The sequence below is a fragment of the Arhodomonas sp. KWT2 genome, assembly GCF_041949875.1.
Taxonomy (GTDB): Bacteria; Pseudomonadota; Gammaproteobacteria; order Nitrococcales; family Nitrococcaceae; genus Arhodomonas; species Arhodomonas aquaeolei.
On sequence record NZ_JBHFPQ010000022.1, the window covers coordinates 45,493 to 69,358 of the forward strand.

A 23,866-nucleotide genomic window follows, 5' to 3' on the forward strand; every position below is an offset into this window, starting at 1 on the left:
ATGGCGCCCCGGCGGACACCGAGGAGCCCTGTCGCACACGGTCGTGCGGTCGTGCACGACCTACCTCCGGCTGCACGCGCGCGGCGGTCGTGCGCCGAAGGCGTGCGACGTCCTCAATGGCGCGCCGGCGAACACCGAGGAGCCCTGTCGCACATGGTCGTGCGGCCGTGCACGACCCACCTCCGGCTGCGCGCGCGTAGGTCGTGCGCCCAAGGCGTGCGACGTTTCACCTGACGGGCGTGCCGCCAAAGTGCTACTGCGCCGGCGCCAGCCGCCGGCAGCCGCCCCCGCCATCCATCCCCTGCATCGTCGGGGAATCGATTACCGCGATGGAACGCTCCAGGATGTAGTCCTTCGGGATGGCGTCCCAGTCGACCAGCGCACCGCCGTGCAGCTCAATGAACGCCTGCGCGGCCCCACGCTCCGAGAACGGCACCGCCTCCAGCGCCCCCATGCCGCCGCGGCACTCGCTGTCGATCACGTAGACCGCGTCCTGCGCCGGTATCCACTGCCCCGGAGAGCTCCATTCCCCGGCGGCGGCCATGTCCGTGACGTAGATCGCGGTGATGTCGTCCGGCTCCTCCGGCGACATCGTGAAGGCCACGGCATTGCGCACCTGGGGGAACCACAGCGGCTCGTCCCGGGAGGCCAGGTGGATCTGCGCCTTGGGGCCGCGGTGGTCCACCAGAATCATGCCGCCATAGTAGGTCAGCGCCTCCCGCGTCGGCGCCACTGCCGGCGGCGCGGTGGCGGACTCACCGCCCTCACCGCAACCTGCCAGCAGTACGGCAAGCAGCACGACCCCGGGAAGTCCCAAACGAAAGCGTGGCCTCAGCATTACAGTGCCCTCCTGCGGAATACCAGCCATGCGGCCGCCACCGGCACCGCCACCCACGCGAGCAGCGCCACCGGCGGCGCCCAGGCGGCAACGCCCCGGCCCGCGGCGGCCAGCCCCGAGAAGGCGGCCACCTGGGGGAGACCGGCGAGATTGAGCAGGCGGTAGGCATCCGCCGGGTTGAGCAGCAGCAGCGCCGGCACCAGCCGGCCGATGAGCCCGGAACCACCGGTAACCGCCAGACCGCCGAGCAGCGCGAGGTCGTAGAGCACCACCAGCAGCAGCCACACCGCAATCGCGAGCCCGGCCGCCGTGCTGCGCTCGCGCACCACCGCGCTCAGCAGATAGCCGACCCCGACGAACACCCAGCCGAGCAGCACGGATGAGCCGATCAGCAGGGCGAAGGCGTACACGCCCTGGGCGTCGACCTCGCCCGTGGCGGCGATCGCCGCACCGGCCAGGCCGAAACCCACCACCGTGGCGAACGCGAGGATCGCCGCATGACCGATGAGCTTGCCCGCCAGCACCTGCCAGCGCGAGACGGGATACGCGAGCAGCAGGAGCAGGGTGCCGTTCTCCGCCTCGCCGACGATGGCGTCGTAGCTCAGCATCAGCGCGATCAGCGGCAGCAGGTAGATGGACAGCGACGACAGCGACACGACGTTGACCGTGAGCGCGTCCGCGCCCACCTCGCCGGCGGGGGCGCTGCCCAGGAACGCCAGCACCAGCGCGAGCACGGCGAGCACGCCGGTCGCCGCCACCACCCAGCGGTTGCGCAGCCCGGCACGGATCTCCCGGCCGGCCATCACCAGAACGCCCCTCATGCGCCCTCCCCTTCGGCACTGGCGAAGTGGGCATACACCTCGTCCAGGCTCGGCGTGTGAATACCCACGTCCGTCACCGCGCCGTCCGGCAGTCCACCGAGCCAGCGCAGCACGGGCATCTTCTCGTCCGCGGCGATCTGCAGCTCCACCCCGCCGTTCGCCTGGCGCCGGGCCGGCCAGGTGCCCTCGAACAGGCACTGCGCCGCGGCGCCGTCGCCGGGCTGCACCCGCACCCGGACCGGCAGGCCCGCGGCGCTGCACAGGCCCGGCAGGGTGTCGCAGGCGGTGAGCTCGCCGCCGCGCATGATCGCGACGCGATCGGTGTGCAGCTCCATCTCCGCGAGCACGTGGGAGGACACGAGGATCGTGGTGCCCTCGCCCCGGAGCTCGGCGAGGATGGCGTAGAACGTCCTTCGCAGCACCGGATCCAGGCCGGTGGTGGGCTCGTCGAGGAGCAGCAGACGGGGCCGGCCGATCAGTGCCTGGGCCAGTCCGAGGCGCTGACGCATGCCCTTGGAGTAGGTGCGCACCGGCCGCGCGGCGGCATCCGTGAGCCCGACCCGCTCCAGCAGCGCCTCCGACTCGGCCACCGGCCGGCCCTTCAGCCGCGCCAGGGTGCGTGCGACCTCGCGCCCGGTCATGCCGCCGGCGAAGACCACGTTCTCCGGCAGGAAGCCGATCCGCGCCCGCGAGGCGACGGCGGCGGGCGTGCCGGGGCGCTCGCCGAGCACCCGCACGTGACCGCGGCTGGCGCCGGTCAGGCCGAGCAGGATCTTGAGCAGGGTGGTCTTGCCGGCGCCGTTGTGGCCGAGCAGCGCCAGCAGCTCCCCGTCCCGGGCGGCGAGGTCGATGCCGCGCAGGGCGTGGAACCGGCCGTAGTGCTTCTCCACGCCCCGGAGCTCGATCACGGCATCGCTCATTCCGCCACCTCCGCGGCCACGTTGGGCGCCAGCGCCGGCGGGTGCATCAGCGGGGCCTCGTCGACCACGCCGCCGGGACGGATGGTGGGGAACGCCGACTGCATCCAGCGCAGCATCTGCACCGCCGGGCTCGACATCAGCAGCTTGGCCTCCGGTGTGCGCCACATCACCTGGTCGACCAGGCCGTTGGGGCGGTAGGGCTGGTCGGCGATGCCGTCGCCATCCAGGTCGAAGGCGGTCTGGTCGCTCCAGTAGTTGCCCCGCCCGTCCTTCGACCAGCGCACGTTGCGCGTACCCACGTACTTGACCTGGGTGCGGTTGTCGATGAAGGCGTTGCCCACGAGCGTGTTGCGCTCGGAGCCGGCGGTGAAGTGCACACCGATGTCGCAGCCGCGGAAGCGGTTGCCGCGGAAGACGTTGATGTTGGCGTTGTAGATGAACACGCACTTGCCCCTGCCGTCGATGACGGCGTTGCCCGCGATCTCGCTGTGGTTGGCGAAGTTCAGCATCAGCCCGTGATCGCGGTCGTTGCGGGAGACGTTGCGCCGGATGGCGATGCGGCTGGAGTACATGATCACGTAGCCGGCGTGGTTGCCCACGGAGACGTTGTCCCGGACGGTGCTGTCGTTGGTGTACATGTAGTGCACAGCGTAGCGCAGGTCCTCGAAGCGGTTGCCGGCGAAGAGGTTGCGCTTGCTCGTGGTGGAGAAGATGCCGTCGCGGCCGTAGCGGAAGCGGTTGCCGATGATCCGCGTGCCCGGGGCGTTCCAGAGATACACGCCGTTGCCGCGCTCGCTCATGTGGCGGCCGCGCAGGCCGATGACGACGTTGTTGGCCACCAGCGCATCCGGCGCACCGGCGACGTGGACGCCGAAGAGGTTGCCCTCCAGGCGATTGCCGTCGACCACCGCCCCCCGTGCCGCCTGGGTCAGGGTGATACCCGCGTCCATGTCGGCCAGGCTCCTGCCGGAGTCGCGGATGGTGAGGCCGCGGACGACGACGTCCGGCGCGGTCACGGTGACGACGCTGTGCTCGCCGTCGCCGACGATCACCGCCCCGGGCTCGCCCTCCAGGGTCAGGGCCCGGTCGATGGTGACCGGGCCGTGATAGGTGCCGGGGGCGAGGTGGATCACCGCCCCCGGCCCGGCATCGCGCACGCGCTCGGCCAGCGACGCCGCGGCGGCCGGCCAGGCCGCCACCGCGACGGCCAGCAGGCACAGACCGGCGAGCCACCGGACGGGCGATGCCGCCCGGCGGTCGGGGTCCGGCGCCGGCGTGCGCACCGGCACCTAGGCCTCCCTCGGCTCGACCAGCATGCGCCCGCGCATCTCCATGTGCAGGGCGTGGCAGAACCACTGGCAGTAGTACCAGTAGACCCCGGGGCGATCCGCCGTGAAGGTGATCGACGACGTCTGCTGGGGCGAGATCTCCATGGCCAGGCCGTAGTTCTCGATGGTGAAGCCATGGGTCACGTCGGCGACGGTATCCATGTTGGTGACCACGACCGTCACCTCGTCGCCCTGCTTCACGCGGAACTCGTCCATGCTGTACTTCGGTGCCACGGAGAACATGTACACCCGTACCTTGTTGCCGTCGCGCACCACCTTGTTGCCGCCCATGAGGTTGACGCCGTCCGCCTCGGCCATCTTCACGGTCTCGGCGAACATCGGGTCCTTGCGGTCCCAGGTCTGCCTCGGCTGGATGAGATCGGCACGCACGATGGTGATGTCGTGGGGCTCGGAGAACGTGGGCCCGTCGTGGACGAGCTTCATCTCGTCGCCGGAGATGTCGATGAGCTGGTCGTTCTCGGGCTTGAGCGGACCGACGTTGAGGAAACGGTCCTTCGAGAACTTGTTCAGCGAGACCAGCCACTTGCCGTCCGCCTCCAGGGTCTCGCCCATGGAGGTGTGGTTGTGGCCGGGCTGGTAATGGACGTCGAGCTTCTGGACGATGGGGTTCACGTCCTCACCGTTGTACGCCCGGATGGCCTTGGCCATGTCCCACTTGACGATCTGGCTGTCGATGAACGCCGTGGTGTAGGCGTTCCCGCGCCCGTCGTAGGCGGTGTGCAGCGGCCCGAGACCCAGCTCCGGCTCGGCGACGATGGCATCGCGGGGCTTGATCTTGCCGGCGAAGACATCGTCCAGGCGGGTGACGTCCATCAGCGAGACCGTCGGCGAGAGCTTGCCGTTGATGGCCACGTGCTGCTTGTCCGGCGCGGTGTTGATGCCGTGCGGACTCTTGGACACCGGGATGTAGGCGGTGTAGGGCGAGCCGTGGCGGCCGTCGACCACCGGCACGCCGCCGATCATGTCCGCCTTGCCGGCGGCCACCGCGTCCTCGATACGCTTGATGTTGAACACCACCACCCAGTCCTGCTCCTGGGCGGTCATCTCCTCCAGGGTCGTACCCTCCTCGGAGTTGTAGCAGGTGGAGTACGTGTACTTGCCCTGGTAGTCGCAGTCGTTGTTGTCGAGGTTGCCGTCGACGATGACCTGCCAGGCGACCTCCATCTTCTCGGCGTCCACCGCCGTGAAGATCGCGTGGTACTTGCTCGGGTCGTCCAGGTCGCGGCCGTCGTTGGGCACGGGCACCCGGTGCTCGCCGTTGACGAAGACGTAGCGCGTGTGCGGCACCTTCTGCGGGCGCATGCCGTGCATGGCGGTCGCATTGGGGATCTCGACGATCTTGTCGCACTTCATGACGTCGCAGCGTATGCGGGCCATGCGGCGGTTGGCCTTGTCCTGGATGAACACGTAGCGGCCGTCGTAGACGCCGTCCTTGTAGGAGAGGTGCGGATGGTGGGCGTCGCCGTTGACCCACACGCCGTGCCGGCTCTCGCCGTGCTCGTCGAGGTAGGCCCGGGTCTCCTCGGTGAGGCCGTCGCGGAGGACCTTCAGGCTCTCGTTGGTACGCCCCCAGCCGGTGGCCGAGCAGCGGTTGAACACCGGGATGCGCATGAGCTCGCGCATCGAGGGCACGCCGTAGAGACGGACCTCGCCGGTCTGGCCGCTGGAGTAGAAGCCGTAATACTCGTCCAGCTCGCCAGGGCCGACGTTGGCGGCGTCGGCGGCCTGTGCCGTACCCGGCTGCAGCGCCCAGCCGGCGCCGATGCCGGTCATCCCGGTCAGCCCCGCGAGTGAGGCGAGCCGGGTCGACCCGCCGAGAAAGGCCCGGCGGCTGAGCCCCTGTTTGTGATTCTGGTCGGTCATTGCCCGTTCTCCTGTGTCGATTGGTCGGATCCGGACCGGCGGGTCTCCCCCCAGCCCACGGAATGCACGGTCGCGGCGCCCGCGCCGGCGGCCGCCGGCTGCGCGCCCCCCTGCTCACGCCCGCGCCGGCCCAGGGCGCGGCGGCGCTCGCGCTTGAGCCGGCGGGTCACGTTGTGCGGGCAGCGGTGGTCGTCGAAGTAGAGTTCCTGGCAGTGCAGGCAGTAGATGCACTCGTTGACGTTGATGTGCCCCTCGGGGTGAATGGACTGCACGGGACACTCGCGGGCGCAGCGGTGGCACTGGCTGCCGCACTCCGGCCAGCGCTTGAGCCACTCGAAGGTCCGCAGCCGCGCCGGGATCGCGAGCCCAGCGCCGAGCGGGCAGATGTAGCGGCAGAAGAAGCGCTCGATGAACAGCCCCACCGAGAGCAGCGTCAGTGCGTAGACCACGTACGGCCAGTCGCGGACGAAGTTCAGGATGATCGCGGTCTTGAACGGCTCGACCTCGGCGAAGCGCTCCGCGAGGGCGAGGTCGTAGAGCGAGAGGCCGAACAGCAGCAGGAAGATCACGTACTTGATCGGCCACAGCCGCTCGTGCAGCGCGAACGGCACGCGGATCTGGCGCACGCCGAGCCACCGGGCGATGTGGTTGGTCAGCTCCTGGAGCGCGCCGAACGGACACAGCCAGCCGCAGAACGCCCCCCGGGCCCAGAAGATCATCGCCGCGGCGACGCTCGCCCAGAGGATGAACACCAGCGGGTCCATGAGGAAGTAGGTCCAGCTGAAGCCCGTGAGCACCGCGTTGGTGAGGGCAAACACGTTCACCACCGAGAGCTGGGCGTTCGACCACCAGCCGAGCCAGACCAGCACGAACGTCAGCACGCCGTAGCGCAGCCAGCGCCGCAACGCCGGCCGCCGCGATATCGTGCCCTGGAAGAAGAAGATGGCGGTGACCACCGCGAGCAGCGCGGCGAGGATGCCGATGCTGACCGGCTTGCCCTGCCAGACCCGCTTCCACAGGTCGCTGCCGCGCCCGGGGGCGGTCGCGGCCCCGGGCGCCGCGCCGCCGTTGCCGCTTCCGGCCGCCGGCGCCTTCGGCGCGGGGGTGAGGTAGCGCTCGGGGAGCTGGTAGTCCAGCTCGAAGCTCACGAAGACCTTGGACAGCGCGCCTGTCGCCCGCTGGACGAGCAGGCCCAGCTTCCAGGGCTGCACCGGATCGAAGTGTGCCTCTGCGGGCACGACGAACACGCCGATCTCCTCGAGCTCCGGTGCCCCCTCGGCCGCGAGCTCGCGCACCCGGGTGTACTGGTAGTCGTGGAAACGGGTGGTGCCGCCGGAGTGCACCATCTCGACACGGTCGAAGATGCCGCCGCGCACATAGCCCGACCCCTTGAACGAATAACGGCCCCGCCCGGCGATGAGGATCGCCTGCTGGCCCGGCTCCAGCCGGGCCTGAAGGTTGTCCCAGCCGTGCTCGCCGAGCAGCGAGCGCCCGATGGTGGGCACGCTCACCAGCGCCGTGTAGAGCTGCACGAAGGTGTCGTCCTGGGGGCCCTTCTCCGGGCGCCGCCGGGCCTTGGGATTGTCCAGCCCACGGAAGGCCTTGTTCACCTCGCGCACCGTGACCCGCATGGAAGCCACCGAGCCGTCCGCGGTCAGGGCACTCCAGTCCCGCACCTTCACGGGGGCCTCCGTGTCCACGGACCGTGCGCTGCCGCCCTCGTCCCCGCCGTCGGCCTCCAGGTCACCGAGGCCCAGGCGCCGGGCCACCTGGTTGGCGGCCCAGAGGGTGCTGTCCTCCATGACCATGGCGGTCACCGTGGCGCCGGAGACGATGTCCACCGCCTCCTCCATCTCCGTGCCGCGGGTCGCGTCGAAGCCGATGAACTGGTCCAGGAACGCCCGGATACGCTTCTCCGGGATGCCGATCAACACGATCGGCTCGTGGTGCTGCACCAGCCGCGCACCGCGGACGATGCCGTCATTGTCGACACCGACCAGGATGTCGATGGGCTTGCTGGAGTAGCCGATGGCCTGGGAGTAGTCGGTGTTGAGCAGCACGTAACCGACCTGCTCGCCGCCCCGGAACACCGGGGCTACCGGTGGGTCGGTCTGCACCGGACCGAAACGCTCCGCCCCCGGGAAGACCTGCCCCGGCTGCACCCGCTCAAGGAAGTGCCCCAGCGCGGAGGCCGAGGCACCGGCGACGCCGGGCAGCAGGCAAAGCAGAACGACGGCAAGGGACAGGCCCAGTAACCGGGTCGTTGCAGCGGGCAGGGACACGCGCATGGGAAAGTCACCTTCCGTCACCGGCTGTCACGGCTGTCGCCGTCAGCTCATTTCAATGTATATGCAATGCTACTTTTGTCATTCAATGATTCGCTTGACCGAGGTCAACATGTGGGCATGGTCACGTTAGGTCAGAATAGACAGGGCTTTCCGATCGTTGTCACGTGTTGGAGATACATCAATGAACAAGGACGAAATATACAAATTCGATGCCCTCCCGGCCGTTGACAGTGTGCCGGCACTGTTCGCCCTGGCCACGGCCATGGAACGGGAGGCCGCGTGTCGCTATGACGCACTGGCGGCACGCATGCACGCCGCCGGCAACGCCGCCCTCGCCCGGGTCTTCGCCGACCTCGCGGAGCAGGAACGCGAACACGAGCACGGCATCGCCGAGTGGGGCCGCCGGCAGGGCGTCGACACGGACTCGCTGCCGGGGTTTCGCTGGCAGTCGCCGGAGTCGCTGTCGGAGGACGCGGTTGCGGACGCCGGCGGCGAGGCACTGATGACGCCGCTACGGGCCCTGGAGCTCGCCGTGCACAACGAGGAACGGGCTTTCGCCTTCTACGTGCGCATCGCCTCCGAGGCGGAGGAGCCCGCCGTACGCGAGTACGCCGAGCGCATGGCCGACGAGGAGCTCGGCCACGTCGCCCTGCTGCGCCTCGAACGCCGGCGGGCGCGGCGACGCATCGGTCCCGGCACCCGCGCGTTCGCCGATACCGGAGCGCTCCGTGCGTACATGGACAGCGGCGAGACCACGCTACGCGGCCAGCTCGCCGCCGCCGTCGCCGCCTGCCGGAACCAGGGGCTGGAGGGCGCGGCGGCGCGTCTGGCCCGCCTGTACACGGATGCGGACGGGGAACCGTCGGCCTCCCCCGGCAGCGCAGGCACCCCGTTGAGCCATGTGGACGCGGCACTGCGGACGACGGAGGCGCTCTATGCGGCGCTGATGAGCACGGCGGAGGAGGCGAAGGACGAGGCCCTGGTGCGCGAGGCGCAGTCGCGGGCCGACGGGATCGTGCCCAGGATCGCGATCCTGGGCGACGTGCGCGCCGGGCTGGTGCGGGGGTGAGCCGGACGACGCGCGCCCGGCCCGCCCGGTGCCGGATCTACTTGCCGCCGGCGGGCAGAGAGGAGAAGTAGGCGGCGAGATCCTGGACATCCTGGTCCGACAGGCTGCCCACCATGGGGTACATCGTCGGGGCGTTGCCCCCGGTGCGCTGCTTCTCCCGGTAGGCGGTGATGGCGTTGACCAGGTACTGCTCCTTCTGGCCGGCGAGGTTCGGATACATCGGCGCGATCGACACGCCGTCCTGGCCGTGGCAGCCGGCGCAGACCGCCGCCTTGCTCTTGCCCGCGGCCGGATCCCCCTTGGCGCTGACGGCGGCGGCGAAGACGAGCATCCCCGTGAACACGATCGCTTTCTTCATCATCTGGACATCCCCCAGGGCAGTGGCGCCGGTGGCGCCTTTTAAATGAAGTACGTATTTTACTTCATTAAGGGCGCACGGCAAGGCCGCCCACTACCCCGGGGGAATTCGGGGTCAGTGGCCGGCCGCGCTGAGAACCAGGTTGACGATGACCACCAGGGCGACGACGAACACCGCAGTGAACACGGCGCCGGCGATGATGAAGGTGCCGGGCCGGCCACGGGTGAAGTCCCGCTGACGGGCCGCCTCGGACTGCACGCCGAACGCCGCCGCGGCGACGCTCTTCATCACCTGCCACGTGGACGGCGGACGCCCCTGGCCGGCGTCCGTGCTGTGCTCGCGCTCACCGTCGCTCATCACTGTCTCCCTCTCGGAATGAGTCGCCATTATAGCGGGCAAACGGGGCCGGGCTCACGACCCGTCACCGGCCCGGAAGGCGGACTCCGGCACCCGCGCCAGCACCGCGGCACCGACGGCGAAGAGCACGATCAGCGAGAGCATGGAGAAACGCACGCTACCGAACACCGTGCCGAACACACCGAACAGCGGCGGCCCCAGCACGGCCGCGAACTTGCCGAGCAGGTTGTAGAAACCGAAGAACTCACCGGCGCGCCCGGGCGGGATGAGCCGTGCATACAGCGAACGGCTCAGGGCCTGGACACCGCCCTGCACCAGCCCGACCAGCACGGCGATCACGTAGAACTCCCAGGCCGACTCGATGAACGCCCCCCACACGCAGATCGCCGCGTACACCAGCAGCCCCGCGTAGATGCCACGCCGCGGGCCCCAGCGCTCGCCCAGACGGCCGTAGAGGATCGCGGCCGGAAAGCCCACGAACTGCACCACCAGCAGCGCGACGATGAGGTCGTCGCGGCCGAAGCCGAGCGCCCGGCCGTAGGCCACCGCCATGCGGATCACGGTGTGCACCGCGTCGATATAGAGCCAGTAAGCCAGCAGGAAGACCAGCACCGGACGCACCGCGCTCAGGTGCCGTAACGTGCCGGCGAGCTCGCGCCAGCCCGCCTGCCACGCGCCGGCCTCGGGATGGCGGCGGCGCTCGGGCACCCGCCGTGCGAGCGGTAGCGCGAAAACGCCCCACCACACCGCGGTGGCCACGAACCCGGCCCGCGCGGCGGCGCCCGCGTCGGCGAAACCCAGCGCCGACGGATTGAGCGCGGCCAGCACGCAGCCGAGGTACAGCAGCCCGCCACCAAGATAGCCGAGCCCGTAACCGAGACCGGAGACGGCGTCCCACCGGGACGGCGGCGCGACGTTCACCAGCAGCGCATCGTAGAAGACATTCGCGCCCATGAACCCCACCGAGGCACACACATACAGCGCCGCGGCGGACATCCAGGCGCCGCCGGGCACCCAGGCCAGCGCGGCGGTGGCGAGCATGCCGGGGACCGCGAAGGTGAACAGCAGCCGCTTGCGTGCACCCAGGCGGTCCGCCATGGCACCGAGCAGCGGCGCCACGGCGATGAGCATCAGGCTCGCCACGGCACTCGCCCCACCCAGGCGCAGATTGCTCGCCGCCGGGCCCACGTCGGTGCTCCAGTAGTCCTGGAACAGCAGGGGGAAAAAGCCGGCGATAACGACGGTGGCAAAGGCCGAATTGGCCCAGTCGTAGAGGGCCCAGGCGGTGACCGCGCGGCGGTTCACGCGTCCTCTCCGGCCAGGACGAGACGCAGCACCAGGGCGTCCTCCCGGCCGGTCTCGGCGGGGTAGTAATCGCGGCGCCGGCCGACCTGGCGGAAGCCCTCACTGAGGTAGAGTCGCAGCGCCGCCGTGTTGGTCGGCCGCACCTCGAGGAAGATCGCCTCGACCCCGGTACGCCGGGCCTTGCGGATCCCGTAGTGGAGCAGCCGGCGGGCGAAGCCCTCGCCACGACGCTCCGGATCGACGGCCAGGTTGAGCACGTGGGCCTCGCCGGCGGCGGCGGTGACCAGGAGATAGCCCACGATCTCGCCGCGATCCAGGTGCACGCTGCAGTCGTAGCGCATGCGCAGGCAGTCGCGGAAGATGCCGGGCGTCCACGGGTAGTCGTAGGCGAGCTGCTCGATGCGTACCACCTCGGGGATGTCCGACTCCTCCATGGGCCGGATTACCGAAAGCAGTGCCGAGCGCCCGGCACTCACGACCCCGGCTCCCGCAACCGCCCATGGACCTGCTTGAGGTCCGCCCAGGCCTTGCGCTTCTCCACCGGCCGGCGCAGGAGATAGGCCGGATGGTAGGTCACCAGCAGGGCCGTGCGGCGCGGACCGTACTCGTGCCACCGGCCGCGCAGGCGCCCCAGCGGGCGGTCCGAATCGAGCAGGTACTGCGCCGAGACCCGGCCGACGGCGAGCATGATCGACGGTGCGATCAGCTCGATCTGCCGGCGCAGGTAGCCCTCGCAGGCCGCGATCTCCTCAGGGCGCGGGTCGCGGTTGTTCGGCGGCCGGGACTTGAGGATGTTGGTGATGTAGACCTGCTCGCGGGCAAGGCCGATGGCCCGCAGCATCTCGTCGAGCAGCCGGCCGGCCCGGCCGACGAAGGGCTCGCCGAGGCGGTCCTCGTCCGCTCCCGGGGCCTCGCCGACGATCATCAGCGAGGCGTCGTGGCTGCCCACCCCGAACACGGCCTGGGTACGCGTCTGATAGAGGGGGCAGGCCGTGCACTGGTCCACCTCGCGGCGCAGCGCCGTCCACTCCGCCTCGTGCTCCGCCTCCGCGGCACCGCCCCCGCCCGCCGGTGCCGGTTCGGCAACGGTCTCCCGCGTCGCGGCGCCACCGTCCGCGGCAGGCGGCTCGGAAGCGCCGGCAGCGGGTATGCCCGTCTCCACCGGGGATTCGGCCATCGGCGACGGAGATTCCGGCATCACCGGGGAGGCGGACTCAGCGCCCCCGCCGGGACACGCCTCCCCGGGGTCGGACGCCGCGCCGCTGCCGCCGCGACGGACCCAGAGCGGGATACCCATGCGCTCGAGATAGACACGCTGGCGGTCACCGGCCCCCATACGTCACCGGGTCCCCGAGCAATTCGTCGAGCGTTCTCGTCTGGTCATGCCTGCCCCCCTGGCCGTTGCCGCGCCCGCCCGGGCGCCACCGCGTCACTGCGGCGGGTGGTGATGGTGGTGACGCGCACGCATGCGCCGCCGTCGCAGGATCACCGTGAGCACCGGGCCCGACCCCATGTAGCCCAGAGCGACGATGAACAGGAACGTCGGCGGGTGCACCGACGACAGCGCGACCCCCAGCACCAGGAGCACGATCACGATGAACGGCACCCGGTAGCGGAAGTCGATCTCCTTGAAACTGTAGTAACGGATATTGCTGACCATGAGGATGCCGGCGGCGACGATCACCGCCAGCGCCGGGATCCCCGCACCCCAGCCGCCGAACTCCAGGCGGTTGCCGGCCCAGACCATGCCCGCGACCGTGGCCGCGGCGGCCGGGCTGGGCAACCCCTGGAAGAAGCGCTTGTCCGCCACACCGACCTGGGTATTGAAGCGCGCCAGGCGTAGACCCGCGCAGGCGGCGTAGACGAACGCCCCGAGCCAGCCGAGCTTGCCCCAGGTGTCACCGAGCTGGGCGAGGTCGCGCAGCGCCCACTGATACATGACCAGCGCCGGCGCCACACCGAAGGAGACCATGTCGGCGATGCTGTCGTACTGCACGCCGAAGTCGCTCTGGGTATTGGTCAGCCGGGCCACCCGCCCGTCCATGCCGTCCATGACCATGGCCACGAAGATGGCCACGGCGGCGGTCTGGTAGGCACCGTTGTTGGCCGCCACCACGGCGTAGAAGCCGAAGAACAGGGCGACGGTGGTCAGCAGGTTGGGCAGAAGGTAGATACCGCGACGTCGCGGGCGGGGGTTGTGCTCGTTCATGGCCCTCTCGGCTGGGCGGATTCGCACCTGCCCAGACTACCGGGCAGGCGCGTGGCTTGCCAGCGCGGAGCGCCGGCAACGCCCGGGCGCTGGCCCGCCTGTGTAACCGCTTCCCGGACCGTGCCGGGAAGCGTGTGTCGCCGGCAGGTCCGTCACACGCGTGCCGGCGCGTGAACGCCCGCCGTCCGCCGGACCGCCGTGGAGCGGCCCGGCGGGGACCAGGGCGGGCTAGTTGCGCTCCCGGTCGACCAGCTGCTTGGCACGGATCCAGGGCATCATCTCGCGCAGGCGGCCGCCCACCTCCTCGATGGGGTGCTCGGCGGCCTTGCGGCGCATCGCCTTGAGACGCGGCGCATTGGCCTGGTTCTCCAGCACGAACTCCTTGGCGAACTCGCCGTTCTGGATCTCCTCGAGAATCTCGCGCATCGCGTAGCGGGACTCCTCGTTGATCACCCGCGGACCGCGGGTGAAGTCGCCGTACTCGGCGGTATTGGAGATGGAGTAGCGCATGTTCGCGATGCCGCCCTCGTAGAGGAGGTCGACGATCAGCTTGGTCTCGTGCAGGCACTCGAAGTAGGCCATCTCCGGGGAGTAGCCCGCCTCGACCAGGGTCTCGAAGCCGGCCATGATGAGCTCGGTCATGCCACCGCAGAGCACCACCTGCTCGCCGAAGAGATCGGTCTCGGTCTCCTCGCGGAAGGAGGTCTCGATCACGCCGGAACGACCCGCACCGTTCGCCACCGAATAGGACAGCGCGACGTCGCGGGCGCGGCCGCTGGCGTCCTGGTGGATGGCGATCAGCGACGGCACGCCGCCGCCCTCGGTGTAGGTCGAGCGCACGAGGTGGCCGGGGCCCTTCGGCGCGATCATGATCACGTCGAGGTCCTTGCGCGGCTCGATCTGGCCGTAGTGGATGTTGAACCCGTGGGCGAAGGCGATCGCCGCGCCCTCCTTGAGGTTGGGCTCGATGCGCTCGCGGTAGATGGCGCCCTGGTGCTCGTCCGGGGTAAGGATCATCACCAGGTCCGCGCTGGCGGAGGCATCCTCGATGCTCGCCGTCTCCAGGCCCGCCTGCTCGGCCTTGCGCGCCGACGCCGAGCCCTGGCGCAGGCCGACCACCACCGGCACGCCGGACTCCTTGAGGTTGTTGGCATGGGCATGGCCCTGGGAGCCGTAGCCGATGATGGCCACCTTCATGCCCTGGATGATGGAGAGATCCGCATCCTTATCGTAGAAAACCTTCATGATGTCACCGCTTGTTTGATTGACGACCGCCGACACGGCGTCGGGCCGGCCGGGGCAGGTCGGTTCGGGGCACGGGATGGCGGCGGATCAGATACGCATCTGACGGTCGCCGCGTGCGATGCCGATCACGCCGGAGCGTACGACCTCGACGGGCGTTTTGCGCCCGATGACCTCGAGGAAGGCGTCCAGTTTGCTGCTGGTGCCCGTGAGCTCGATGGTGTAGGTCTTCTCGGTGACGTCGAGGACACGCCCGCGGAAGATATCCGTGAGGCGCTTGAACTCCTCGCGCGCATCGTTGGTGGCGGCCTGGACCTTGACGAGCATCATCTCCCGTTCGATGTGCTCGGCCTCGGTGATGTCCAGGACCTTGACCACGTCCAGCAGCTTGTTGAGCTGCTTGATGATCTGCTCGATGATCTGGTCATCGCCGATGGTTACCAGCGTCATGCGCGAGAGCGTGGCATCATCGGTGGGCGCGACGGTAAGCGATTCGATGTTGTAGCCTCGCGCGGTGAACAGTCCGGCAATGCGCCCCAGCGCCCCGAATTCGTTCACCACGAGAATGGATATGATATGCCGCATGATGCCTACCAGAAAGAATACGCCAGGGGGTCGGCGCATGGCTCCGGCCCCACGGTCTCACGCATGGGAAACCCGGAAAACCTACTCGGCACCGGATATGGCGTCAAGCGTGGAACCGCGCGCCCTCACTGACGGTTGAGCACGGCGGCACCAGCCGGATAATGGCGGTAATTGAATACGAAAGGAGAATCGGCATGCGCTGGACCGCAATCCTGCTCGCCCTCGCGCTGGGCGTCCCGGCCGCCGCATCGGCAGCCGTCTACAAGTGGACCGACGCCGACGGGGAGGTCCACTACGGCAGCCAGCCACCCCAGGGCAGAGACGCCCGCGAGGTCCGCGTGCCCGGTGCCGGCAAGGGGAAGGGGCAGCCCGGCGATACCGCAAAGGAGGGATCCGCCGCCCCGTCGCAGACCGCCGGTGACGACGCCGACAGGAAGCCGGAGCGCGGCACCCCGGACCCGGACTGGATGCGACAGCAATGCCAGGCCGCCCGGGACAACCTGGAGGCGTTCACCAACGCCACGCCCAACCAGCGCTTTCGCCGCCCGGACGGCGAGGTAGTACGCTACAGCGCCGAAGAGATCGAATCCCAGCGCAAGGAGGCGCAGGCGTTCATCGACAAGAACTGCAGCGACATCCCGGCCAAGGGCAACGACGCGGCGCGCTGACCGCGCACCGGCCCACACCCGAGAACGAACAACGCCCCGGAGGCACCAGCCAGTCATGCGAGCCAGCCGTTTTCCCCTGTTCACCGCCAAGGAAACCCCCGCGGACGCCGAGATCGTCAGCCACCAGCTGATGCTGCGCGCGGGGATGATCAGCCGCCTCGGCGCCGGCCTCTACACCTGGCAGCCGCTGGGCCTGCGGGTGCTCAAGCGCGTCGAGCAGGTGGTCCGCGAGGAGATGGACGGCATCGGGGGCATGGAGCTGCTCATGCCCGCGATCCAGCCCGCGGAGCTCTGGCAGGAGTCCGGGCGATGGGACCAGTACGGTCCGGAGCTGCTGCGCATCACCGACCGTCACGAGCGCGAATTCTGCTTCGGCCCCACCCACGAGGAGGTCATCACCGACCTGCTCCGCCGGGAGCTGCGCAGCTACCGCCAGCTGCCGCTGACCTACTACCAGGTCCAGACCAAGTTCCGCGACGAGATCCGTCCGCGTTTCGGCGTCATGCGCTCGCGGGAGTTCATCATGAAGGACGCGTACTCCTTCCATATGACCCCCGGATCGCTGGAGGAGACCTACCAGGACATGCGCGGCGCCTACACCCGCATCTTCGAACGCCTGGGACTGGACTTCCGCCCCGTCTCCGCGGACTCCGGGGCCATCGGCGGCAGTGTCTCCGAGGAGTTCCACGTCCTCGCGGACTCCGGTGAGGACGAGATCGCCGCCTGCGAGCGCTGCACCTACGCCGCCAACACCGAGCTCGCCGCGAGCCGCCCGGCGATGCCGGAGAGCCTGCCCCCCGCCGCGGCGGAGGAGCAGGCGACGCCCGGCATCGAGACCGTGGCCGAGCAGGCGGAGATGCTGGGCATCGGCGCCGAGCGGGTGGTCAAGAGCGTGGTCGTGATGGCCGACGGCGTCCCCGCGGTGCTGTTCGTCGCCGGCGACGACGAGCTCAACATGGTCAAGGCCGCCCACGCGCTGGACGCCGAGGAGGTCCGACTCGCCGAGCCCGGGGAGGCCTTCGAGGCCACCGGCGTGCCCCGCGGCTTCATCGGCCCCGTCGACCTGCCCGCCGGCCTGCGCACCCTGGTGGACCACCGCGCCGCGGCGAGCACCAACTTCTCCTCCGGCGCAAACCGCGCCGACTGGCACTGGATCAACCTGAACTGGGGCCGGGACACCCCGGCACCGGAGACCGCGGACCTGCGCACCGTGCGTGCCGGCGAGGGCTGCCCGCGCTGCGACGGCGCCCTGGAGATCAAGCGCGGCATCGAGGTCGGTCACATCTTCCAGCTCGGTACCAAGTACAGCGAGGCCATGGAGGCCACGGTGCTGGACGAGAACGGCGAGAACACACCCATGCACATGGGCTGCTACGGCATCGGCGTCTCCCGTGTGGTGGCCGCCGCCATCGAGCAGAACCACGACGCGCGCGGCATCATCTGGCCGGAACCGATGGCGCCGTTCCGCGTGGGCATCGTCTCCATCAACGCGCACAAGTCGGCACGCGTGGCCGAGACCGCCGAGCGGCTCTACAACGAACTCCGCGCGGCGGGCATCGACTGCCTCTGGGACGACCGCGAGGCGCGTCCCGGCGTGAAGTTCGCGGACATGGAGCTGATCGGCATCCCCCACCGGCTGGTCATTGGCGACCGCGGCCTCGACGAGGGCACGGTGGAATACCGCCACCGCCGCGCCGCGGACAGCGAGGCGCTGGCGCTGGACGGCGTCGTCGACGAGCTGCGCCGACGCTGCGCCTGAGGGACCGCCGATGGGGGTGCGGCGGCGACTGGGGCTGATCGTCGTGCTGGCCCTCGGCCTGGTGGCCGGGGGCGCGCACGCCACCGATGCCGCCGATTCCGGCCAGCGCCCGGACCCCGCCCTGCGCCAGGCCCTGGAGCGGGCACTGGAGGGCAGTGACAGCTTCGCGAACCGCTTCGACGCCGAGGTGTGGCTGATGGACATGTCCACCCGGCTGCGCCGGCGCATCCCCGACCCCGACAGGCGCCTGCGGCTGCTCAAGCTGGTGCACTACGAGGCCCGCCGGGCAGACCTGGAGCCGGAATGGGTGCTCGCGCTGATCGACGTCGAGAGCGATTTCCGCCGCTTCGCCATCTCCAGCGCCGGGGCCCGCGGCTACATGCAGATCATGCCGTTCTGGCTCGACGAACTCGACCGCCCGGACGGCAACCTCTTCCGACCGGCGCTCAACCTGCGCATGGGCTGCACCATCCTCCGCCACTACCTGAACATCGAGAACGGCAACCTCACCCGCGCACTGGCCCGCTACAACGGCAGCCTGGGTCAGACGTGGTACCCGGAGCGTGTATTCCGCGCCCTGCGCCGGCGCTGGCACCCCCAGTAGCTGGCCCGTGCCAGGACGCCCGGTCCGTGCGCAGGGGGCAACGGCCCGGTGACATCGTCCTGCGCGTCCAGCACCGGGTAATCGATACCGTGCCGGCGGCGGTGCCCCGCGACATCCTGCCCCCGCGGGGTCACCGCGTGCGCCTCGGCCACCCCCACCGCATCGCTGGTGCGCAGGATCGCCGAGAGGTTATGGGGCTTGCCGCCCCCGGCTGGTCCGGCTGGCGCGCCCGTCCAGTGTCGCGCGCATACGCGCGAGCCGCTGTGCTGTCATACACGCTCCGCGATAACATTGGCGGACCGCCCGTCAGCCACGAGGTAACCATGCCGCATCCCCCCTTTCGCGAGGTCCTCATCGCCGGCTGCGGACGTATCGGCCGGCAGCTCGGCCTCGCACTGGCCGGCGACGGGAGCCGCGTGCTCGGCCTGCGCCGCCGGCCCGACGCCCTGCCGGCGGAGATCGAGCCCGTTGCCGCCGACCTCACCGACCCCGACGGCCTCGCCGCTGCACTGCGGGGCCGGCGGCCGGAGGCGGTGTTCTACATCGCCACGCCCCCCGCCTATACCGACGAGGGCTACCGCGAGGCCTACGTGCTCGGCCAGCGCAACCTGATCGAGGCACTGCAGATCAACGGCGCCTCGCCGGCGTGGCAGTGCTTCGTCTCCAGCACCGGCGTGTACGGCCAGGACGACGGCGGCTGGGTGGACGAGGACAGCCCCACCGAGCCGCAACGCTTCTCCGGACGACGTCTGCTGGATGCCGAGGCGGTGGCCCTCGGCGCGCCCTGGCCGGCGACGGTGGTGCGCTTCGCGGGGATCTACGGGCCAGGTCGCGGCCGGCTTCTGCGGCGGGTGCGCGAGGGGGCCGCCTGCCGGGACGAGCCGCCGCGCTGGACCAACCGCATCCACGAGGCCGACTGCGTGGGCTTCCTCGCCCACCTCGCCCGCCTCGCCGGACCGGAGCGGCGGTATATCGGGGTCGACGACGAGCCCGCGACCCAGTGCACCGTGATGGACTGGCTGGCGCAGCGGATGGGCTGCCCGCCGCCGCCCCGCGAGGCCCGTGACGGCGCCGGCATGGGCCGGCGCTGCCGCAACCGCCGCCTCCACGACAGCGGCTACCGCCTGCGCTACCCCGGCTTCCGGGACGGCTATGCAGCGATGCTGGAGTCCGGCGGGACGGAGTGACCGGCCCCCAACGCGCGGACGTGCTACGGCACCACGTCCGCGATCAGCGCGGCCAGGCGGTTCTGCGCCCCCAGGTAGCGCTCCAGGCTCACGCGCACGCCGGGATGGCGCTCACGCGCGGCCTCGATGATGGCGGGGATGTCCTCGGCCACGTGCCGGCCCGCCGAGAGGAAGTACGGCAGGCAGACGATCTCGTCGCAGCCCACCTCAATCTCCCGCTCAATGGCGGCGGCGATGTCCGGCTCGGCGAGCTCCAGGAACGCGCAGCCGACACGGTCGTAGCGACCGTCCATCCTCGCGGCCACGGCGGTGGCCAGGCCGCGGACCTCGTCGTTGGAGGCCTCGCGGCGGCTGCCGTGGGCGAGGATGAGCAGCGAACGCAGGCCGTCCACCCCGCTCACTTGCGCGGCAGGGTCTCGAGGCCGGCGTCGAGCGTCGAGAAGTACGTCGCCAGGTCCGCCATGTCCTCCCTGGACAGCGAGCCGACCTGCCCGGCCATGACCGGGTTCTGCCGCTTGCCGCTCTTGTAGGCCTGGAGCGCGTGGAACAGGTAGTCCGCGTGCTGGCCGGCGATCTTCGGGAACGCCGGATTATTGAGGTCCGGCGCATGGCACGACATGCACACCTGGGCCTTGGGCTTGCCGTCCTTTGCGCTACCCGGCGGTATCGCCCCGGCCTGGGTGGTCATGGCGAGCAGCGCCGTGGCGGCGAGTCCGATAAGCAGTCTGTTCATCATCCCCTCCCCGTCACTTGTCCGCGCCGACCTGGGCAAAGTACGCCGCGATATCCTGCATGTCCTGCTCGCTCAGGCTCGAGGCCTGTGCCTGCATGGTGACGTGCTCGCGCTGGCCGCTCTTGTAGGCCTTCAGCGCGGATACGATGTACTGCGCATGCTGGCCGCCGAGCTTCGGCACGTGATAGGCGGGATAGGCGTTACGGTAGCCGTCGACACCGTGACAGCCCAGGCAGGTGGCTGATTTCTCCGCCCCGGCGGCGGGATCGCCGGCAGCGTGCGCCGCGCCCGCCATTGCCAGCATCACGCCGGCCGCGAGTAGAAGCTTCGTCTTCATCTTTCCCCTCTCGAGACAGTTCCAGCCGGCAGTGGCAGGCCGCTGCCGGCCGGCGAATCGGTGGTCAGTTCGCCGGCGGCTTATGTTTCCACGTCTTGGAATCCGCGTAAAGCGAGCGCCGCGTGGGGCCCCTCACAGCGTGTCGAAGCCCTCGTCGATGCGTGACGGCGGCGTCACGGGCTCGAGCGCAGACACCCGCGCATGCTGTGGTCCGTCGCGCAGCCACTGCGCCAGCGCGTCGAGCGCCGCCGCCTCGCCACGGGCCGCGACCTCCACACTGCCGTCCGGCAGGTTGCGGGCGTAGCCGTCGAGCCCGAGGCGCAGCGCCTCCTGCCGGGCCGACGCCCGGAAGAACACGCCCTGGACACGGCCGTATACCCGCCAGGCCCGGTTCTCCATCATTGCCTCCCGTCGATTTCATCTGTTTCCGCCGGTCCGGACACAGGCCGTTGCCTTCGTAACGATCCCTAGCCAGACTGCGTGCCATTGTAGCGAAGCAGACACCGCAGGAGGATCGGGCATGAGCACCAGCCCCGTGCGCATCTACCACAACCCCCGCTGCAGCAAATCCCGCGAGACCCTCGCGCTGCTGCGCGAGCGCGGCGTGGAGCCGGAGGTCGTCGAGTACCTCAAGACACCGCCGTCCCCCGCCGAACTGGGCACCCTGCTGGACCAGCTCGGCCTCGAGCCGCGGGCGCTCATGCGAAAGCGCGAGCGCGAGTACCGGGAACTGGGACTGGACGACGGGCAGCTCGACCGCGATGCACTGATCCGGGCCATGAACGAGCATCCCCGGCTGATCGAGCGCCCCATCGTGGTGGCCAACGGCCGCGCGGCACTCGGGCGCCCGCCGGAGAACGCGCTCTCGGTCCTCGACTGAGCCCGCCGACGGGTACCCCGCGCCAACGATGCTGCGATACTGCGCCGGGCCGCGACAACGCCCGGCCGCCCACACCGGAGAAGGTCCGAGCAAGCCATGGCCGACGTCCTCATCCTCTACTACAGCCGCTTCGGCGCCACCGCCGCGATGGCGGAACAGATCGCCCACGGCGTGGAGTCGGTTGCCGGTGCCAGTGCGCGCGTGCGCACGGTGCCCCCGGTCTCCACCGTCTGTGAGGCGGTGGCGGACGACATCCCGGCCAGCGGGCCGCCCTATGTCGAGCGCGATGAGCTCGCCGCCTGCGACGCCCTCGCACTGGGCAGCCCCACGCGCTTCGGCAACATGGCGGCGCCGCTGAAGTACCTCCTCGACGGGACCTCCGACCTGTGGCTGGGCGGCACCCTCGCCGGCCGGCCCGCAGCGGTATTCACCTCCACCGCGTCCATGCACGGCGGCCAGGAAACCACCCTGACCAGCATGATGCTGCCGCTGCTGCACCACGGCATGTACCTGGTGGGGCTGCCCTATACCGAATCCGCCCTGCGCGAGACCACCACCGGCGGCACCCCCTACGGGGCGAGCCACTATGCCGGCCCGGACAGTGACCGCCCCCTCGACGACGACGAGGCACGGCTGTGCCGGGCACTCGGCGCCCGCCTCGCGGACGCCGCGGTCACCCTGGAGCGGGGGCGCGCATGAGCCGCGGCGACGCGCTCTACCGCGGCGTACTCGTCGCCTGGACCGCCCAGTTCGCACTGCTGATGAGCTGGTACCTGTGGCTCTCGCCGCCGCCCCCGGCGCTGCGCGCCCCGCTGCTGATCGTGATCGTCGCACCGTGGCTGCTGCCCCTGCGCGGGCTGCTGCGCCGCCGGCGCTATACCCTGGCGTGGAGCAGTCTGCTGGTGCTCGCCTACTTCATCCACGCCACTCTGGCGGCCAGCGCGCCGCCCCCGCAGCGCTGGCTCGGCATCGCCGAGCTGGTCACCAGCCTGGGCTACTTCGCACTGGTCATGGCCTACATGCGCACCACCCGCGCGGCGGTCCGCCATCAGTGACGGCACCGATGCAGCACCCCGGCGGGACACGGTATCCAGTGGCTGACGCCCCCGCGCACGCACCGCAGCCGCGTTCCGCCTATGCGACTTCGCCGTCGGCCGCAGAATGTTGCGCCGTCAGCAGCACATCATCGGCGCCGGCGTAGATGCGGCGCGAGCGCAGGTAGCCGGCGCCGAGCCAGGACGGCTCGCGGGCGTCGACGGGCATGCCGGGGGGTATTCGCCCGGTGCGCTCGTAGTAGGCGGCGTAGCCCTGCTCCTCGTCGCTGAGCGAGATGCCGAGGCGCCGGGCATTGAGGGCAAAGCGCTCGTCGCCGTCGAGCAGCTGCTTGTACCGCACCAGGTCCTTGAGGTGGCCGATCACCTCTGTGCGATCGTCGGCGAGAAAGCCGGCGATGGCGTCGTGGACGTAGTGATCCATGAGCGTGGCCACCGCGGCCGGCGGGCGGGCGAGCGTGTCGAAGAAGCCGTCGATGCGCCGCCAGTCCCCGTCCAGCGACGGGTCGAGGCCGTTGGGGAAGCGGTCGAGGATCAGCACGGGCAGGGGCGTGGCCAGGCAGGCGAGGCTGCTGAAATCGGGCATCGTCATGAGCGTTTGCAGGAACGTGGTGCGGCCGCGCTCGGCCGGCGGCTGCTGCGGGGCGGCGTCCGGAGTGGTGAAGCAGCGCCGGTGTAAGCCGCGCCATCGCCGGAAGCTCGCCAGCTCCTCGCCGAAGGCGGCCCAGGCGCTCGCGAGGCGGTTGCGGGAGAGCGTCGAGGCACGCTGATAGCTCGTGAGCGCGGCGATGCCGCCGTGGCGGTGCAGGTGCACCCGCCACTCGATGGCCCGGCGCCAGTGCTCGCGCACGATCGCCGCCGTGCCGCCGCTGCGGGTCTCGAAGACGTCCAGGTAGGCGTTGAAGTCGGCGATGGTGCGGGGGGTGATCTTGTAGCCGTCCTGCACGTCGGGCTCGGCGTGCTCGAGCTTCAGCGGCACGCCGGCGAGCCGCGCCTGGCGGTACATCTCCGCCAGGGGCAGGCGCGAGAGCATATCGGCGCCCAGCTCCTCGGTGCCCTTGCCCTGGTCCCCCGGGCGGTAGCCGCCCCCGATGTCGGAGTGCACGCCGGGGTAGACGAGCTCCTTGCCGTTGGCGGGCAGCTCATCGCCCACGTGGATGGAATCCAGCGGGAAGGAACGCCGGTTCTCGTGGGCGGCGACCAGGTGCAGGCAGCGCCCGGCCTCGCGCGGCACGCGCAGCGCGCGCTGGGCGTCGGCCCAGCCGCCGTGGCCGTCGGCGATCACGCTCAGGTTCGCCAGCCCCACCGAGGCCACCGTGTCGAACAGCCCGAGGAAGTCGTGGCTGAGCGGGAAGCCGGCCAGCGTCATCGGCTCCGGGCGCCCCAGCAGCTGGGCGTCGAGCTTGCAGAGCCGCACCAGCCAGTTCACGAACGCCCGTGCC

The 23,866-nt window shown here is 70.3% G+C and carries 27 protein-coding genes; 8 read left to right on the forward strand and 19 right to left on the reverse strand.

Features of this window, described 5'->3' with window-relative positions:
* Positions 1 to 253: 253 nt before the first annotated feature.
* Genes ACEZHJ_RS01540 through ACEZHJ_RS01565 form a run of 6 tightly spaced genes read right to left on the reverse strand, consistent with a single transcriptional unit; the run spans position 254 to position 8,079 of the window.
* The gene (locus tag ACEZHJ_RS01540; protein ID WP_163139251.1) at positions 254 to 838 is read right to left on the reverse strand and encodes a nitrous oxide reductase accessory protein NosL; all 585 of its coding nucleotides are present in this window, start codon (positions 836 to 838) and stop codon (positions 254 to 256) included.
* The gene (locus ACEZHJ_RS01545; RefSeq protein ID WP_163139252.1) at positions 838 to 1,659 is read right to left on the reverse strand and encodes an ABC transporter permease subunit; all 822 of its coding nucleotides are present in this window, start codon (positions 1,657 to 1,659) and stop codon (positions 838 to 840) included. The genes ACEZHJ_RS01540 and ACEZHJ_RS01545 overlap by 1 nt, the downstream gene beginning before the upstream one ends.
* Complete coding sequence (locus tag ACEZHJ_RS01550) at positions 1,656 to 2,579, reverse strand: ABC transporter ATP-binding protein (protein WP_018719027.1); 924 nt, start codon at positions 2,577 to 2,579, stop codon at positions 1,656 to 1,658. Before ACEZHJ_RS01550 ends, ACEZHJ_RS01545 begins: the two co-directional genes overlap by 4 nt.
* Positions 2,576 to 3,868, reverse strand: coding sequence for a nitrous oxide reductase family maturation protein NosD (locus tag ACEZHJ_RS01555; RefSeq protein ID WP_163139253.1), 1,293 nt, complete (start codon positions 3,866 to 3,868; stop codon positions 2,576 to 2,578). Before ACEZHJ_RS01555 ends, ACEZHJ_RS01550 begins: the two co-directional genes overlap by 4 nt.
* Positions 3,869 to 5,791, reverse strand: coding sequence for a TAT-dependent nitrous-oxide reductase (gene nosZ, locus ACEZHJ_RS01560; RefSeq protein WP_018719025.1), 1,923 nt, complete (start codon positions 5,789 to 5,791; stop codon positions 3,869 to 3,871).
* On the reverse strand, positions 5,788 to 8,079 hold the full coding sequence (locus ACEZHJ_RS01565; RefSeq protein WP_163139255.1) for a NosR/NirI family protein: 2,292 nt from the start codon (positions 8,077 to 8,079) through the stop codon (positions 5,788 to 5,790). Before ACEZHJ_RS01565 ends, nosZ begins: the two co-directional genes overlap by 4 nt.
* Before the next feature lie 181 nt (positions 8,080 to 8,260).
* On the opposite strand from ACEZHJ_RS01565, the gene ACEZHJ_RS01570 reads away from it, so the two are divergent.
* Positions 8,261 to 9,148, forward strand: coding sequence for a ferritin family protein (locus tag ACEZHJ_RS01570; protein WP_163139256.1), 888 nt, complete (start codon positions 8,261 to 8,263; stop codon positions 9,146 to 9,148).
* 37 nt (positions 9,149 to 9,185) lie between these two features.
* Here the strand turns inward: ACEZHJ_RS01570 and ACEZHJ_RS01575 are convergent, their stop codons facing one another.
* The 8 genes from ACEZHJ_RS01575 to ilvN all read right to left on the reverse strand — a co-directional run bounded on the left by ACEZHJ_RS01575 (position 9,186) and on the right by ilvN (position 15,204).
* The gene (locus ACEZHJ_RS01575) at positions 9,186 to 9,506 is read right to left on the reverse strand and encodes a cytochrome c (RefSeq protein WP_040409587.1); all 321 of its coding nucleotides are present in this window, start codon (positions 9,504 to 9,506) and stop codon (positions 9,186 to 9,188) included.
* 114 nt (positions 9,507 to 9,620) lie between these two features.
* Complete coding sequence (locus ACEZHJ_RS01580; protein ID WP_018719021.1) at positions 9,621 to 9,863, reverse strand: DUF2970 domain-containing protein; 243 nt, start codon at positions 9,861 to 9,863, stop codon at positions 9,621 to 9,623.
* Between the two features lie 54 nt (positions 9,864 to 9,917).
* Positions 9,918 to 11,168 carry an MFS transporter gene (locus tag ACEZHJ_RS01585; RefSeq protein WP_163139257.1) on the reverse strand — a complete coding sequence of 417 codons (1,251 nt, stop codon included), beginning with the start codon at positions 11,166 to 11,168 and terminating at the stop codon, positions 9,918 to 9,920.
* Positions 11,165 to 11,644, reverse strand: coding sequence for a ribosomal protein S18-alanine N-acetyltransferase (rimI, locus tag ACEZHJ_RS01590; protein WP_018719019.1), 480 nt, complete (start codon positions 11,642 to 11,644; stop codon positions 11,165 to 11,167). Before rimI ends, ACEZHJ_RS01585 begins: the two co-directional genes overlap by 4 nt.
* Positions 11,641 to 12,345 (reverse strand): uracil-DNA glycosylase, encoded by a 705-nt coding sequence (locus ACEZHJ_RS01595; protein ID WP_375036159.1) that lies wholly within the window; start codon positions 12,343 to 12,345, stop codon positions 11,641 to 11,643. The genes rimI and ACEZHJ_RS01595 overlap by 4 nt, the downstream gene beginning before the upstream one ends.
* A 252-nt stretch (positions 12,346 to 12,597) precedes the next feature.
* Complete coding sequence (pssA, locus tag ACEZHJ_RS01600; RefSeq protein WP_018719017.1) at positions 12,598 to 13,377, reverse strand: CDP-diacylglycerol--serine O-phosphatidyltransferase; 780 nt, start codon at positions 13,375 to 13,377, stop codon at positions 12,598 to 12,600.
* A gap of 228 nt (positions 13,378 to 13,605) precedes the next feature.
* Positions 13,606 to 14,622 carry a ketol-acid reductoisomerase gene (ilvC, locus tag ACEZHJ_RS01605; RefSeq protein WP_018719016.1) on the reverse strand — a complete coding sequence of 339 codons (1,017 nt, stop codon included), beginning with the start codon at positions 14,620 to 14,622 and terminating at the stop codon, positions 13,606 to 13,608.
* 87 nt (positions 14,623 to 14,709) lie between these two features.
* Complete coding sequence (ilvN, locus tag ACEZHJ_RS01610; RefSeq protein WP_026321194.1) at positions 14,710 to 15,204, reverse strand: acetolactate synthase small subunit; 495 nt, start codon at positions 15,202 to 15,204, stop codon at positions 14,710 to 14,712.
* A 194-nt stretch (positions 15,205 to 15,398) separates the two neighbouring features.
* On the opposite strand from ilvN, the gene ACEZHJ_RS01615 reads away from it, so the two are divergent.
* From ACEZHJ_RS01615 to ACEZHJ_RS01630, 4 genes are all read left to right on the forward strand, one after another.
* Complete coding sequence (locus ACEZHJ_RS01615) at positions 15,399 to 15,872, forward strand: DUF4124 domain-containing protein (RefSeq protein WP_018719014.1); 474 nt, start codon at positions 15,399 to 15,401, stop codon at positions 15,870 to 15,872.
* A gap of 55 nt (positions 15,873 to 15,927) precedes the next feature.
* Positions 15,928 to 17,631, forward strand: a complete 1,704-nt coding sequence (locus tag ACEZHJ_RS01620; RefSeq protein WP_018719013.1) for a proline--tRNA ligase — start codon at positions 15,928 to 15,930, stop codon at positions 17,629 to 17,631.
* A gap of 10 nt (positions 17,632 to 17,641) precedes the next feature.
* Positions 17,642 to 18,235, forward strand: a complete 594-nt coding sequence (locus ACEZHJ_RS01625; RefSeq protein ID WP_163139259.1) for a lytic transglycosylase domain-containing protein — start codon at positions 17,642 to 17,644, stop codon at positions 18,233 to 18,235.
* Between the two features lie 323 nt (positions 18,236 to 18,558).
* A complete protein-coding gene (locus tag ACEZHJ_RS01630) occupies positions 18,559 to 19,422 on the forward strand; it encodes an SDR family oxidoreductase (protein ID WP_163139260.1) in 864 nt (287 codons plus the stop codon).
* Between the two features lie 23 nt (positions 19,423 to 19,445).
* On the opposite strand, the gene ACEZHJ_RS01635 is transcribed toward ACEZHJ_RS01630, so the two are convergent.
* From ACEZHJ_RS01635 to ACEZHJ_RS01650, 4 genes are all read right to left on the reverse strand, one after another.
* Positions 19,446 to 19,823, reverse strand: a complete 378-nt coding sequence (locus ACEZHJ_RS01635) for a sirohydrochlorin chelatase (protein WP_240466141.1) — start codon at positions 19,821 to 19,823, stop codon at positions 19,446 to 19,448.
* Entirely contained in the window at positions 19,820 to 20,155 is a 336-nt protein-coding gene (locus ACEZHJ_RS01640) for a cytochrome c (protein WP_018719009.1), read from the reverse strand. The genes ACEZHJ_RS01635 and ACEZHJ_RS01640 overlap by 4 nt, the downstream gene beginning before the upstream one ends.
* Positions 20,156 to 20,168: 13 nt before the next feature.
* Positions 20,169 to 20,492, reverse strand: a complete 324-nt coding sequence (locus tag ACEZHJ_RS01645) for a cytochrome c (RefSeq protein ID WP_018719008.1) — start codon at positions 20,490 to 20,492, stop codon at positions 20,169 to 20,171.
* Positions 20,493 to 20,624: 132 nt separating this feature from the next.
* Entirely contained in the window at positions 20,625 to 20,894 is a 270-nt protein-coding gene (locus ACEZHJ_RS01650) for an acylphosphatase (protein ID WP_018719007.1), read from the reverse strand.
* A 118-nt stretch (positions 20,895 to 21,012) separates the two neighbouring features.
* Here ACEZHJ_RS01650 and arsC point away from each other — a divergent pair, with 118 nt between their 5' ends.
* The 3 genes from arsC to ACEZHJ_RS01665 all read left to right on the forward strand — a co-directional run bounded on the left by arsC (position 21,013) and on the right by ACEZHJ_RS01665 (position 22,427).
* Positions 21,013 to 21,372, forward strand: coding sequence for an arsenate reductase (glutaredoxin) (gene arsC, locus ACEZHJ_RS01655; RefSeq protein ID WP_018719006.1), 360 nt, complete (start codon positions 21,013 to 21,015; stop codon positions 21,370 to 21,372).
* A gap of 96 nt (positions 21,373 to 21,468) precedes the next feature.
* Positions 21,469 to 22,071 carry an NAD(P)H:quinone oxidoreductase gene (gene wrbA, locus ACEZHJ_RS01660; RefSeq protein ID WP_163139261.1) on the forward strand — a complete coding sequence of 201 codons (603 nt, stop codon included), beginning with the start codon at positions 21,469 to 21,471 and terminating at the stop codon, positions 22,069 to 22,071.
* A complete protein-coding gene (locus ACEZHJ_RS01665; protein WP_018719004.1) occupies positions 22,068 to 22,427 on the forward strand; it encodes a DUF2069 domain-containing protein in 360 nt (119 codons plus the stop codon). The genes wrbA and ACEZHJ_RS01665 overlap by 4 nt, the downstream gene beginning before the upstream one ends.
* Before the next feature lie 79 nt (positions 22,428 to 22,506).
* On the opposite strand, the gene ACEZHJ_RS01670 is transcribed toward ACEZHJ_RS01665, so the two are convergent.
* The coding region (locus ACEZHJ_RS01670; RefSeq protein ID WP_375036160.1) for a T6SS phospholipase effector Tle1-like catalytic domain-containing protein at positions 22,507 to 23,866 on the reverse strand (1,360 nt) is incomplete at its 5' end.

Excerpts from the sequence above, each read along its gene's own strand:
- ACEZHJ_RS01540 (WP_163139251.1), bottom strand. The coding sequence starts at position 838 with ATGCTGAGGCCACGCTTTCGTTTGGGACTTCCCGGGGTCGTGCTGCTT.
- ACEZHJ_RS01545 (WP_163139252.1), bottom strand. The coding sequence starts at position 1,659 with ATGAGGGGCGTTCTGGTGATGGCCGGCCGGGAGATCCGTGCCGGGCTG.
- ACEZHJ_RS01550 (WP_018719027.1), bottom strand. The coding sequence starts at position 2,579 with ATGAGCGATGCCGTGATCGAGCTCCGGGGCGTGGAGAAGCACTACGGC.
- nosZ (WP_018719025.1), bottom strand. The coding sequence starts at position 5,791 with ATGACCGACCAGAATCACAAACAGGGGCTCAGCCGCCGGGCCTTTCTC.
- ACEZHJ_RS01565 (WP_163139255.1), bottom strand. The coding sequence starts at position 8,079 with ATGCGCGTGTCCCTGCCCGCTGCAACGACCCGGTTACTGGGCCTGTCC.
- ACEZHJ_RS01570 (WP_163139256.1), top strand. The coding sequence starts at position 8,261 with ATGAACAAGGACGAAATATACAAATTCGATGCCCTCCCGGCCGTTGAC.
- ACEZHJ_RS01575 (WP_040409587.1), bottom strand. The coding sequence starts at position 9,506 with ATGAAGAAAGCGATCGTGTTCACGGGGATGCTCGTCTTCGCCGCCGCC.
- ACEZHJ_RS01580 (WP_018719021.1), bottom strand. The coding sequence starts at position 9,863 with ATGAGCGACGGTGAGCGCGAGCACAGCACGGACGCCGGCCAGGGGCGT.
- ACEZHJ_RS01595 (WP_375036159.1), bottom strand. The coding sequence starts at position 12,345 with ATGGCCGAATCCCCGGTGGAGACGGGCATACCCGCTGCCGGCGCTTCC.
- pssA (WP_018719017.1), bottom strand. The coding sequence starts at position 13,377 with ATGAACGAGCACAACCCCCGCCCGCGACGTCGCGGTATCTACCTTCTG.
- ilvC (WP_018719016.1), bottom strand. The coding sequence starts at position 14,622 with ATGAAGGTTTTCTACGATAAGGATGCGGATCTCTCCATCATCCAGGGC.
- ilvN (WP_026321194.1), bottom strand. The coding sequence starts at position 15,204 with ATGCGGCATATCATATCCATTCTCGTGGTGAACGAATTCGGGGCGCTG.
- ACEZHJ_RS01615 (WP_018719014.1), top strand. The coding sequence starts at position 15,399 with ATGCGCTGGACCGCAATCCTGCTCGCCCTCGCGCTGGGCGTCCCGGCC.
- ACEZHJ_RS01620 (WP_018719013.1), top strand. The coding sequence starts at position 15,928 with ATGCGAGCCAGCCGTTTTCCCCTGTTCACCGCCAAGGAAACCCCCGCG.
- ACEZHJ_RS01625 (WP_163139259.1), top strand. The coding sequence starts at position 17,642 with ATGGGGGTGCGGCGGCGACTGGGGCTGATCGTCGTGCTGGCCCTCGGC.
- ACEZHJ_RS01630 (WP_163139260.1), top strand. The coding sequence starts at position 18,559 with ATGCCGCATCCCCCCTTTCGCGAGGTCCTCATCGCCGGCTGCGGACGT.
- ACEZHJ_RS01640 (WP_018719009.1), bottom strand. The coding sequence starts at position 20,155 with ATGAACAGACTGCTTATCGGACTCGCCGCCACGGCGCTGCTCGCCATG.
- ACEZHJ_RS01645 (WP_018719008.1), bottom strand. The coding sequence starts at position 20,492 with ATGAAGACGAAGCTTCTACTCGCGGCCGGCGTGATGCTGGCAATGGCG.
- ACEZHJ_RS01650 (WP_018719007.1), bottom strand. The coding sequence starts at position 20,894 with ATGATGGAGAACCGGGCCTGGCGGGTATACGGCCGTGTCCAGGGCGTG.
- arsC (WP_018719006.1), top strand. The coding sequence starts at position 21,013 with ATGAGCACCAGCCCCGTGCGCATCTACCACAACCCCCGCTGCAGCAAA.
- wrbA (WP_163139261.1), top strand. The coding sequence starts at position 21,469 with ATGGCCGACGTCCTCATCCTCTACTACAGCCGCTTCGGCGCCACCGCC.
- ACEZHJ_RS01665 (WP_018719004.1), top strand. The coding sequence starts at position 22,068 with ATGAGCCGCGGCGACGCGCTCTACCGCGGCGTACTCGTCGCCTGGACC.